The following is a 13,074-nucleotide window of genomic DNA, read 5'->3' on the forward strand; positions in this document are numbered from 1 at the left end:
TCCCGTCAAACAATAAATTCCAAAAATGTCTTTCCGAAAAGCCTATCTTCCCCTGATGCTTATTGCATCGCTGGGCGGTCTGTGGAGCTGTGGACAAAAGGAGCCCAATTCGGTAGATTTAGCAGGTTCCGACCAGATCAGCTACAACTTCCACATCCGTCCCATCCTATCAGACAAGTGTTTTGCCTGCCACGGGCCAGACGCAAACAAGCGTGAAGCGGACCTGCGACTGGACACGGAAGAAGGTGCCTTTAAGGGTCTTAAGGAAAGTCCCGGGATGTTTGCACTGGTCTCAGGGAAACCGGAGGAATCCGCCGTATACCATCGTATCACTTCCGAAGATCCAGGCGAGCTGATGCCGCCACCAGAATCAAATCTTTCACTCTCGCCAGAGGAAATTGCACTGATCAAAAAGTGGATTGAACAAGGCGCAAAGTATGAGCCGCATTGGGCATTCTTGAAAGTGGAAAAGCCGACCGTACCACAAAGCGAATGGGGGAATGGTGAAATAGACGCCTTCGTCTATAAGAAAATAATCTCCAAAAAATTGGAGCCAAATCCGGAAGCCAAGCCCCATGAACTGATCAAACGTGCAAGTTTGGATTTGACCGGCTTGCCTCCTACGCCAGAGTTGCTGGACAAGTATGCGGACTTTTCAGGGGAAAACAGCTACGATAAGCTATTGGATGAATTGATCGCCCAACCGGCCTTTGGCGAAAAGCTCGGGGTGCTCTGGATGGACATTTCCCGCTATGCCGACAGCTACGGATATCAGGACGATGAAGTCCGGTCCCAGTGGCCTTATCGCGACTGGGTCATCCACGCCTTCAACGAAAACATGCCTTATGATCAATTCCTCACTTGGCAACTCGCGGGAGATCTGCTCCCGAATGCAACCAAAGAGCAAATTCTGGCCACGGCGTTTAATCGAAACCACAAATACACTGAGGAGGGAGGAATTATCCCAGAGGAATACAGGATAGAATATGTCCTGGACAAGACCAATACATTCAGCAAAGGAATTCTTGGGATTACGATGGAATGCGCGCAGTGCCACGACCATAAATACGATCCCTTTTCGCAGAAGGAATATTATGAACTCTTCGCCTTCTTCAACAACTCCAAGGAGAAAGGCTTCGAAGGAGACGTGAGCCAGTCCAAGCCCGCCAAGACTCCCATACTCTGGATAGACCGAACCGACCTTGACGGCATCATGAGCTTCATCAACCACTCCGACACCACCAAACTAAGCGTGTCCGTGATGGGAGAAAATGAGGTGAAGCGCACCACCTACATTTTGGATCGTGGCGTGTATGATGCGCCTACCGATTCTGTCGATGTATCCACTCCCGCTTCGATTTTTGAGTTTCCCGAAAATCTCGAAAAAAACCGTCTTGGATTGGCAAAATGGGCAACAAACAGAAACAACCCGCTAACCTCTAGGGTCTTTGTGAATTTGATCTGGCAGGAAATTTTCGGAAAAGGCATCGTCAAGTCTTCGGGTGACTTTGGGATGCAGGGTGACCTGCCTACCCATCCCGAGCTGCTGAATTGGCTTGCGGCTGACTTCATGGAAAACGGCTGGGATATCAAACGTTTGCTGAAGCAGATCATGCTGTCGTCCACTTACCGCCAATCGGCGGCAATCACCAAGGATCACTTGAAGATCGATCCGGACAATCTATACCTTTCCAGAGCCCCGCGGCTCAGACTTCCAGCGGAGAACATCCAAGACTTGGTGCTGGCCAGCAGTGGCTTGCTTCATACAGAGATAGGCGGACCCAGTGTGAAGCCATATCAGCCCTCCGGACTTTGGGAGGCGGCAACCTCTGGAAGGGGCACTTTGGCCACCTATATCCAAGATAGCGGCGACAAACTCTACCGTCGGGGTATCTACAATTTCATCAAGCTGACCGTGCCACCTCCCAAAGCAATCATCTTTGACTCCAGTAACCGAGACCGCTGCGAAATCAGCCGAAATCGAACCAATACGCCTTTGCAAGCACTGGTCATGATGAATGACCCCATGGTGCTGGAGGCATCGCGGGTATTGGCGACCAAGCTTTCGGAAAGCTATACCGGCGAAGAAGCAATATCCCAAGCATTTAAACGCATTCTTTGTCGGGAAATGAAATCCGAGGAAAGGGATCTTCTGACGGAGTATTACGAAGGTGTACTCGAGGAATTCAAGGCCGACCCGGAGAGTGCGAAAAAGACACTTGATGTCGGCGAATATCCTATGATTGAAAAAGCCATAACGCCCGAAAATGCCGCTTTGATGCAGGTGATCGTGAGCATGTACAACCTAGAGGAGACTATAACCAAAAGCTGAGATGGAAAAGGAAATATTAGAGCAGGGCCTGAATCACAACAGAAGAAAATTTCTCTCCAGGCTTAGTTTGGGAATAGGAAGCGTAGCGTTGGGCTCTCTGCTGATACCCGATTTGTTTAGCGGAAAACAGGAAGCCGAAGATGGTCTGATGCGTGCCTTGCCGCATTTTGCCCCGAAGGCAAAAAGAATCATCTATCTCTTCCAAAATGGTGCTCCCTCCCAATTGGAAACGTTCGATTACAAGCCGCTTTTGACCAAAAACTTTGGACAGGAGCTTCCGGACTCCATCCGCGGCGGACAGCGGCTTACCGGAATGACCGCCGGACAGACCTCTTTCCCGCTCGTCGGGTCCTACTTTGGCTTTAATCAATATGGAGAAAGCAGGGCTTGGATTTCCTCGCTTTTCCCGCATATCTCCAGCGTGGTGGACGATCTCCTCATCGTGAAGTCCATGCACACAGAGGCCATCAACCATGATCCCGCCTTGACTTTCTTCCAGACTGGCGCACAGGTAGGCAACCGACCCAGCATGGGTTCATGGCTGAGCTACGGCCTGGGCAGCGAAAACGCCAACCTTCCGGCCTTTTGCGTCCTACTCAGCCGAGGCAAAGGAAATGGACAAGGCGTATACTCCAAGCTCTGGAGCAACGGATTCCTAGACGCCACCCACCAAGGCGTCCAGTTTTCAAATTCGGAAGACCCGGTTCTTTATCTTTCTGATCCCAATGGCATGAGCCGCGATCAGCGTCGCAAGATGATCGACCAAATCGCGGCGATGAACGACCTGAACTATAGGGAATTTAACGATCCTCAAATCACCGCCAAGGTGCAACAATACGAGATGGCCTATCGCATGCAGACGGCCGTTCCTGAGATCACCGACACCTCCAAAGAGCCCGACAGTGTAGTGAAGCTCTACGGTCCTGACTGTCTGGTACCGGGAACCTATGCCGCCAATTGTCTTTTGGCCAGAAAGCTCTCCGAAAACGGTGTACGCTTCGTCCAGCTTTACCACCAAGGTTGGGATGCCCACGACAACCTGCCGAATCAGATGATCGGACAGGCCAAGGATGTAGATCAAGCCACCGCTGGTCTGATTACGGATTTGAAACAACGCGGACTTTTGGACGAGACCTTGATTATCTGGGGCGGTGAGTTTGGAAGGACCAACTACTGTCAAGGGAAGATCATGCCCGAAAACTACGGAAGAGACCATCATCCAAGGGCCTTCTCCATCTTCATGGCCGGCGGCGGCGTGAAGTCCGGAATGGTCTATGGCGAAACCGACGACTTTGGCTACAACATCACCGAAAATCCAGTCCATGTCCATGACTTCCAGGCGACGGTCATGCACCTCATGGGCATAGACCACGAAAAACTGACCTACAAACACCTCGGAAGAAGGTATCGCCTCACCGATGTGCACGGCAAAGTAGTAAAAGACCTGATTGCTTAATTCCCCACCATGCCCAAAGTATCCCGTATTGCTGCTTTCCTTGAAAACCTGCTTTTCTTCTGGCTCGGCCTTGCCCTTATTCTGAGCTTTGCCGTAGACAGTCTGTCGATACCAGCACCACTTCAAGTTTTGGGGCGGGCCCATCCGCTCATTCTCCATTTTCCGATTGTACTTCTGCTGATGGCAGTCGTGTTGCTTTGGCTCAAGGATGAAAAACTAAAAGCCGCCGGGGCGTGGATACTGCTCTTGGGAGCCAATCTTACCGGCATCACCGTGCTGGCAGGCTTGCTGCTTGCCAACGAGGGCTATGACGGAGACGTTCTCATCTGGCATCAATGGCTAGGGATAGCTTCACTTGGCTTGGCGATGCTGATTTACTTCTACCGAAAGCAGACAGGCAACTTCTTGAAAATCACCACTGTCACCCTGGCTTTGACAATTACGCTGACCGGGCACTTTGGCGCTGACCTTACCCATGGGGAAAACTTCCTCTTAGCCCCTGTGCTACAAAATGAAGTGGAATTTGTCGCTCTGGACGATGCGGAGGTTTTCCAGCACATGGTTCGGCCGATCCTGGAGGCAAAGTGTATCGCCTGTCACAAGGATGGCAAGGTCAAAGGCGAGTTGCGAATGGATGACTTGGCTGGTCTGCAAAAAGGCGGAAAAAATGGGCCGCTTATCGTGCCTGGAGACCCTCGGGAATCCCTGCTCATCCAACGCATAAACCTTCCCGAAGACTCCAAAGAGCACATGCCTCCCAAGAACAAGGCACAGCTTACCGACGAAGAGCTGGAAATACTCCAGCTATGGGTGGAGTCCGGCAGTTCTTTCGAACAAAAAGTAACCGAACTTCCTTCCGACGCGCCGCTTTTCCAATTGGCTTCCAACAAGTTTTCCAATCAAAAATCCTATACCTTCGACGCGGCATCCGATTCGGACATCGCAGAGCTAAACAACTTTTTCCGAAAGGTAAATCCCGTCTTTCCAGGCTCACCTGCCCTGGAGGTCGCCTACTATGGCACCTCGGCCTTTGATCCGACATCACTCAAGGATCTAAAAACCATCCGCGAGCAGATCGTCAAACTCAACCTCAACCGGATGCCGTTGGATCAGGTCGATTTGGGTTTTCTGCGTGATTTTCCAAATCTAGAAGAACTGCAATTAAACTTCACGGATGTCAAAGCAGGTCAACTTTCCAACCTGGAAGGTTTGGAAAACCTGAGAAATCTCGCCATCTCCGGAAACAAGCTCGAACCGAATGCTGTAACGATTTTGGGCAAGCTGAGCCAAGTCAAAAAACTTTTTCTCTGGAATTCGGGCCTGGACGAAGACTCCAAAAACCGTTTGAGCCAAGCCCTTTCCACAGCACAAATAGACTTTGGATACGACGGCAAGGGAGTCATCTATCCGCTAAATCCTCCCAAAGTCACCTTTGATAAGGTTTTCTTCCAAGACTCCATGGAGCTGGTTCTCTCCCACCCCATCCGTACGGCGGAGATCCGATACACGACAGACGGCACGGAACCCGATAGCATAAGCAGTCCATTGTATACCGATCCGATTTGGCTTAAAAAAACCGGGGAGTTTCGGGCCAAAGCCTTTGCCGCCGACTGGATTGGCAGTACGCCTACCAAGGATGTCTTTTTCAAAGCGGGCATAGTCCCTGTGTCCTACCAGTTGGCCTACGAAGGCAACGGGCGCTACAAAGCCAACGGAGCCAGATCCCTCTTTGACCATGAAAAGGGAAAGACTACCCATGGGTCGGGTAACTGGCTTGGATTTAACGAATCCCCTCTGGAGCTTGAGATATTTTTGGAAAAAAACAATAGCCCAAAAGAGATCAGCATCAGTATTCTTCTAAACGAGAACGCCTACATCTTTCCCCCTGAAAAAGTGGAAATTTGGACTGGTGATCAGCAGACCTGGCAGAAAATTCCGGAAACGGAAAGCACCCAGTCTACCAAAATGGAAGAAGCTAGATTTGGAGTGTTGACGTTTCCCTTACCGGAAACAGATTTTGACCGCGTCAAAATCAGGCTGAAACCTATTTCGAAACTCCCGTCTTGGCATCCCGGAAAAGGAGCCAAAGGCTGGGTGTTTGTAGACGAAATATTACTAAATTAGCCATTCACCCAACAACATATTAATGAGTTTAGAACCATTCAAGCGCTACCGGGAAACCGTCTTTGAGAAACTTCAGAAGGCGTTCCGGCAGGAAAAGGAAATTGCAATCGCATCAAAATGGGTTGCCAATGCTATCGCCCACCAAGGCTGGATCTACACAAGCGGTACAGGACATTCCCATATGCTTGCCGAAGAGATCTTCTATCGTGCAGGAGGTTTTGCACGGGTTATCCCTATCCTAGATCCGGACTTGATGCTGCACAAGGATGCCTCAGGCAGTACCGAAGTGGAACGGAGAGAGGGCTATGCAAAAACCCTCTTTCAACCTTATACAATTTCCTCCAAGGATGTTTTCATCATTGCGTCAAATTCGGGAAGAAATTCCGTAAGTGTGGAGATGGCACAAATTGCACAAGAAAAAGGCGCCAAGGTGATCGTGATCACCAACTACGCGCATAGCAAGGCGGTGGATTCGCGTCACTCCTCTGGCATGAAGCTGTTTCAAGTCAGCGACATCTTTCTGGACACCTTTGGGGAGATCGGAGATGCCGCGATCAACTTGGACGGTCTCCATACGAACGTCGGAGCGACCTCCACGGTCGTAGGCGCAGCGCTCCTAAATGCCATCATGGTTCAGGCCGCCGCACTGGCACTCGAAAACGGCGTGGTGCCGGAGGTCTTCAACAGCTCCAACTCCAACGAAGGGGAATCCCACAATGAGACGCTCATCAGTAAATACAAGGCGGAGGTAAAGATCCTTTAGGCACTGGCCTCTTCCCAAATCCAAACGCCCTCGCCGATCAAACTCGGCGAGGGTTTTTGTTAAGTGCAGGAGCAATGCCGCTCACTTCCTGAATCCAAGGAAACCGGCGAAGCCTTTTCATTTTTCACCGTACATCCTCACCCTATAATGCCACTCGGAAACGATTTCGTAAATTGGAATTACAGACGGTTGTCCCTGCTTCCATTTATCTGGAATTTTAGCGCAAATCCTAACCCAAAAATAAATGAACTATTCTCTCGGAAAGAGTCTCTTCTTTCTAACTAGCGTCCTTCTGATCAGCTGCTCCAAGCCTGCCGAAAAGGCAAGTGACGGCTGGAGAAATCTATTCAATGGTGAAGACCTCAGCGGTTGGAAACCGGTGGCCGGCACGGCGACCTTCGAAGTAGTCAATGGCGAAATAGTCGGAACCTCCGTAGCGGGATCACCGAACACTTTCCTGATCACAGAGGAAACCTTTGGGGATTTTATCCTAGAGCTCGACCTGAAGGTGGAACATTCGACCTCCAACTCTGGAGTGATGGCCCGCGGCCAATACGACCCCGCTGCCCGCGACGGCAAAGGCCTGGTTTTTGGCTATCAAATCGAAGCTGATCCATCCGAAAGAGCCTGGTCTGCAGGCGTGTATGATGAGGCACGAAGAGGCTGGCTCTATCCCCTCGATCTGAATCCTGGCGCCAAGTCAGCCTTCAAGATGGGAGAATACAACCACTATCGAATCGAAGCAATTGGCAACGAGATCAAAACATGGCTCAACGGGCAAGAAGTTGCCTATGTAGTAGACGAAATGGATAAAACTGGCTTTGTCGGCCTACAGGTGCATAGCGTTCGCGACTCTTCGGAAGCAGGACGAAAAACCTATTTCAAAAATGTCAAAATCCAAACCGAGAATCTACAGCCCCAGCCTTTTAGCAAAGATGTCTACGTCGTGAGTACGGTAGACAACACATTGACGGACTTCGAAAAAACCAACGGCTACAAGCTGCTCTTCAACGGACAAAACAGCGAAGGCTGGAGAGGCGCAAGAATGGAAACCTTCCCTACCAGTGGTTGGACGGTGAACAACGGCGTCCTTACCATTGCAAAGACAGACGGGAGCGAATCCCAAAATGCCGGTGACATCGTCACGGTGGACAAATACTCCGCTTTTGACCTTTCTTTTGATTTCAAACTGACGGAAGGAGCAAACAGCGGCCTGAAGTATTTCGTAACGCTTTCTGAAGGCAATACTGGATCGGCCATCGGCTTGGAATACCAGATTTTGGATGATGAGAAGCATCCAGATGCGAAAATGGGCATCGCCGGAAATCGTACCCTTTCCTCGCTTTATGATCTGATTACCTCCAGCAAGCAGGCAAGGTTTGTGAAGCCGATTGGCGAATGGAACAAAGGCCGCGTAGTGGTATATCCTGACAACCGCGTCGAGCACTACCTGAATGGCGTGAAGGTCGTAGAATACGTCCGCGGCTCCCAAGAATACCGAGACCTGGTGGCTGGCTCCAAGTACAAAAACTGGGAAAACTTTGGAGAGGCTACAGAAGGCCACATCCTACTCCAGGATCATGGCGACGAGGTAAGCTTTAAAAACATCAAAATCAAAACCCTTAACTAACCTGTTATGAATATCGACCAACAGAATCGAAGGGATTTTATCAAGAAAAGTACCGCAGCAACGCTGGGCCTATCCGTCTTGGGTTCTGTTGGTTTTTCTGCAAAATCCTACGCTCGAATCATCGGAGCCAATGAGCGACTAAACGTGGCGATTGCCGGTTTGGGACGAAGACTTGGCGCCTACTATGAGCCTATCGGGCTGGCCTCCAGCAATGTCAACCTACTCTACCTGTGCGATGCGATGCAATCGCAAATGACCAAGGCGGCAAAAAACTTCGAGAAACACATCAGCTACACGCCAAAACTGGAGCAGAATATTCTGAAGGTGCTGGATGACAAAGAAGTCGATGTGCTGATCAACGCTACCCCGGACCATTGGCATGCCCCAGGAACCTGGCTTGCCTTGGAACGCGGCAAACACGTCTACGTAGAGAAGCCCTGCTCCCACAATCCTTGGGAAGGTGAGCTGCTGATCGCTTTGCAAAAGAAGTACAACAAGGTCGTCCAAATGGGCAACCAGCAACGCTCTGCACCCGAAAGCAGGGAAATAATCGCCGCAATCCACGATGGGGTGATTGGCAAAGCTTTTATGGCCAAGGCATTCTATAGCAACAACCGTGGAGCTGTGCCAAAGCCCGTTGCCCAAGCGGCACCGACAGGTTTGGACTGGGATCTTTTCCAGGGCCCAGCACCTAGAAAAGCCTACATGCATGACACTTGGGATTACAATTGGCACTGGTACGGCTGGGACTATGGCACTGCTGAGACGGGTAATAACGCTACCCACGAACTGGACGTGGCCCGTTGGGCGCTGCAGGTGGATTATCCAAGCGAAGTGTCGGTCATTGCGGGCAAGATGCACTTCCCTGAAGATGGCTGGACGATGTACGATACCATGGAGGCTACTTTTAAGTTTGGGGACAATAAAGTGATCCAATGGGATGGGAAGAGCCGAAATGCGTCCAAAACCTATGGCTCGGACCGTGGAACTATTATCTATGGTACCGAGGGTTCAGTCTATGTGGACCGGGGCGGCTACAAGCAATTTGACCGAAGCGGCAAAATGGTGAAGGAGAACATGGGCGGTGGAAGCGAAGGCGGCACCCAACTGGGCGGAGGCGGAGATATGAGTACCACGCACGTAGTGAATTTCTTCAACGCAGTGCGAGGCTTGGAAAAACAAAACTCCAATATCGAAGAAGGCGCCGTCTCCACACTACTTTGCCACCTCGCAAACATCAGCAGTCGTACCGGGGAATCCCTCGTCTGCGACCCCAAAAACGGTCATATCCAAAACTCCGAAAAAGGAAAAGCTCTCTGGAAGAGAGACTACGAAAAAGGCTGGGAGCCGCCCAAGGTCTAGCAAAATTGAAAATTCGGTTTTCTTTTTTTCAGAACACCTGCTTTCGTATCGAAGGCAGGTGTTTGTTTTTTCGCGTCATTACATTTCAAATAGCCTGTCTATTTTTTACGAATAATTCAACAAAACAATATTTTTCTTAACTATTGATTACCAGAATAAGGCTTTGAAAATAGAATCACTAAACACCCATTGTTAGGTAAATCGCCGATTTTGGTGCGCAATCGATTTCGTAAATTACAGCATAGGCACTTGCAAGATCAATCCCCTTCTATCTACCTTTTAGGTTGAAAAGTCTGCGAATTTTTCCGCTCATCATTTACGAACGAAAAAAACATTTGTAAGACCCAATTCTATCTTTTAACAATAACCCCTTACACTATGCGTACAAAATTTTACACCTACCTCTCGGTGGTGTTGCTTCTGATGCTGAGCGCAGGCTTCGCGTTGGCACAGGATGTCCAGGTGAGCGGTACTGTCTCCGACGAGACAGGCACCCCTTTGCCCGGTGTGACCATCCTTCTCAAAGGAACCACCACAGGGACCACCACAGATTTAGATGGAAAATATTCCATCTCCGGCCCAGCATCTGGCGTGCTGGTATTTTCGTTTATCGGCTATACTCCATTGGAAGAAACCATTGGAAACAGAAGTTCGATCAATGTCAGCCTTAGCCCCGACCTCGCCGATTTGGAAGAAATCGTCGTAGTAGGCTACGGTACGGTGAAGAAAAGCCAACTAACAGGTGCGATCTCCTCCGTAGGTAACAAGGAAATCCAGGAGCTTCCAATCACCGATGCCCGGCAGGCACTTCAGGGAAGAGCTGCTGGTGTGGACGTGACCCAAGCGGGCTCCAAGCCAGGTTCGGCACCACAGGTGCGAATCCGTGGCCGCCGCTCCTTCAACGCTTCCAATGAACCTTTGTATGTAATCGATGGTATCCCTACCGTGGGAGGTATCGGCGACATCAACCCTCAGGACATCACCTCCATGGAGGTTTTGAAAGATGCCTCCGCCACTGCGATCTACGGATCCAGAGGTTCCAACGGGGTTGTGCTGATCACTACCAAGCGTGGTAATGTGGGCAAGACCGTCGTCTCTCTCGACTCCTACTATGGAATAAATGAGGAAATGGGAAGAATTGACGTATTCAACGGCCCTGAGTTTGCCGAATACAAGCGGGAATCCAGAAGAGCAGTAGGCCAGTATCCAGAGGGCCCGGGTACCACTGCGGATGACGCGAAGATTTTTGAGCCAGTGGAAATGGAAAGTATCGAGTTAGGCAGAAGCACAGATTATGTCGCTGGCCTGATGCAGCGTGGAAGCATCCAAAGCCATCAAATCGGCGTCAGTGGAGGCAGTGACAAAACCACCTTCTTCGTTTCCGGAAATTATTTCAAAGATGTGGGTATCATTCAAAACCAAGACTTTACCCGCTATACCTTCCGTGTTAACTTGGATCACCAACTAAATAAAAAGGTAAAAATTGGCACTTCTACGTTGGTAACCTATAGCGAGAGAAATGGAGAAAACTTCAACCCAATCGGTGGAGCTCTGGCGGAAAACCCACTGGGCAAGCCCTATGACGATGAAGGAAATTTGATCTTCCTTCCAACACAAGATGGATTGCGAACCAATCCTTTTGCAGAGGTAGTACCCGGGGCGCAGGTGGATGAGACCTTCAGAACCAGAATTTTCAACAGCATCTTCCTCAACTGGGAAATCACCAAAGGCCTTACTTACCGCTTGGTTTTGGGGCCAGATTTCAACGTGAGTCGAAATGGGCGCTTTACTGGCTCCCAGACCAACGCTCGTCGCGGTGCTGCTCCTACCGGAAGTGTAGACGAGCGCTTCCAGTTCAACTACACTATCGAAAACATACTGACCTATCAAAAGACATTCGGACAGGATCATAATCTCAAGGTGGACTTGCTGCAGTCTTTCCAAAAGGATAAATGGGAACAAAGCACCATCAGCGTATTGGGTATCCCTGCGGCCTCCCAGCTCTATCACCGTCTGGGCGATGCATCGCAAATAACCGGCGCGAATACCAACCTAGTCGAATGGGCCCTACTCTCCTATATGGCTCGTGTAAACTACGGATACAAAGGAAAATACATGCTAACCGGTACTATCCGGGCGGATGGTAGCTCCAGATTCGGTGAAAACAATAAGTTTGGCTACTTTCCTTCCGTGGCCGTGGGCTGGAATATGGATCAGGAAGACTTCCTGAAAAACTCCTCCTTTGTCGACCAATTGAAATTGCGGGTCAGCTATGGCTCCATCGGTAACCAAGCGATCAACCCTTACCAAACCCAAGCACTTTTGGGTAGAACCAGCTATGCCTGGGACAATACAGCCGCCTTTGGCTATCGCCCCAATACGATCGGAAACCCGGATCTGAAATGGGAAACTTCGACCACCTTCAACATAGGCGCGGACTTTTCCATTTTGAAAAACAGAGTATTTGGCTCTATCGAGTACTACATTACCAACACCTCTGATCTATTGGCTCCACAGCCTCTGCCTAACTCCACCGGATTTGGCGGATTCACCACCAACATCGGTGAAACCCAAAACAGAGGCATCGAGGCCACTATCTCCACACTGAACATCGAGAAAGGTGATTTTGTATGGCAAACGGATTTTATCTTTACCCGGAACCGGGAAGAAATCCTTTCCCTTCCTAATGGGGATGATATCGCAGCCGGCCGTTTTATTGGTCAGCCTTTGACTGTATTCTATGACCTCAAAAAAATCGGTATCTGGCAAACAGACGAGAAAGACGAAGCCGCTGTATATTCCGATGTACCTGGTGTAATCAAGATACAGGACACCAATAACGATGGAAGGATCAACGCAGATGATAGGGTCATTCTGGGCTCGGCTGTTCCAGACTTCGCGATGGGGATGACTAACCGATTCAACTTCAAAAACTTCGACTTCTCCTTCTTTATTTTCGGTCGATTCGGATCCATGATCAACAGTACTTTCCATACTGGTAACAACAATCTGGCAGGAAGGTACAACAACCTGGATGTGGACTATTGGACTCCTACCAATCCGACAAACCTGTATCCGCGACCAAACCAAAATCAGGAATTCCCGAAATACAATACCTCGTTGAGATATTATGACGGAACATTTGTGAAGGTTCGAAACATCAACTTCGGATACGCCTTTGGGTCTAACGTCTTGGAAAAAATCGGTCTCACAAGTCTAAGACTGTATAGCAGCATCCAAAACCCCTTCATTTTCGCGGAATACCGACGAGTACACAAGGGCATCGATCCTGAAGTATTTATGGATGCAGAGCAAGGTGTAGGAGCAGGAGAAATAAACGCCAATATCACACCAGCAACAGTCCAATTCACATTTGGTATCAATGCGAAGTTTTAACCCCAAAGTAA

7 protein-coding genes are annotated in these 13,074 nt (G+C 49.7%); all 7 read left to right on the top strand.

The genetic code is table 11. The features are described 5' to 3' along the window. The first annotated feature begins 25 nt into the window (after nucleotides 1-25). A complete protein-coding gene (locus J0A67_RS08730) occupies nucleotides 26-2,332 on the top strand; it encodes a PSD1 and planctomycete cytochrome C domain-containing protein (RefSeq protein ID WP_206568928.1) in 2,307 nt (768 codons plus the stop codon). Nucleotide 2,333: 1 nt separating this feature from the next. Then, complete coding sequence (locus J0A67_RS08735) at nucleotides 2,334-3,788, top strand: DUF1501 domain-containing protein (RefSeq protein WP_206568929.1); 1,455 nt, start codon at nucleotides 2,334-2,336, stop codon at nucleotides 3,786-3,788. A 9-nt stretch (nucleotides 3,789-3,797) separates the two neighbouring features. Continuing rightward, a complete protein-coding gene (locus J0A67_RS08740) occupies nucleotides 3,798-5,912 on the top strand; it encodes a c-type cytochrome domain-containing protein (RefSeq protein ID WP_206568930.1) in 2,115 nt (704 codons plus the stop codon). Nucleotides 5,913-5,934: 22 nt separating this feature from the next. Beyond that, the gene (locus J0A67_RS08745) at nucleotides 5,935-6,675 is read left to right on the top strand and encodes a sugar isomerase domain-containing protein (RefSeq protein ID WP_206568931.1); all 741 of its coding nucleotides are present in this window, start codon (nucleotides 5,935-5,937) and stop codon (nucleotides 6,673-6,675) included. A gap of 244 nt (nucleotides 6,676-6,919) precedes the next feature. Then, nucleotides 6,920-8,305, top strand: coding sequence for a 3-keto-disaccharide hydrolase (locus J0A67_RS08750; RefSeq protein WP_206568932.1), 1,386 nt, complete (start codon nucleotides 6,920-6,922; stop codon nucleotides 8,303-8,305). 6 nt (nucleotides 8,306-8,311) lie between these two features. Further along, nucleotides 8,312-9,667, top strand: a complete 1,356-nt coding sequence (locus tag J0A67_RS08755; RefSeq protein ID WP_206568933.1) for a Gfo/Idh/MocA family protein — start codon at nucleotides 8,312-8,314, stop codon at nucleotides 9,665-9,667. Nucleotides 9,668-10,045: 378 nt separating this feature from the next. Then, nucleotides 10,046-13,063, top strand: coding sequence for a SusC/RagA family TonB-linked outer membrane protein (locus J0A67_RS08760; RefSeq protein WP_206568934.1), 3,018 nt, complete (start codon nucleotides 10,046-10,048; stop codon nucleotides 13,061-13,063). The last annotated feature ends 11 nt before the right edge of the window (nucleotides 13,064-13,074 follow it).

Source organism: Algoriphagus aestuariicola (genome assembly GCF_017254835.1).
GTDB lineage: Bacteria > Bacteroidota > Bacteroidia > Cytophagales > Cyclobacteriaceae > Algoriphagus > Algoriphagus aestuariicola.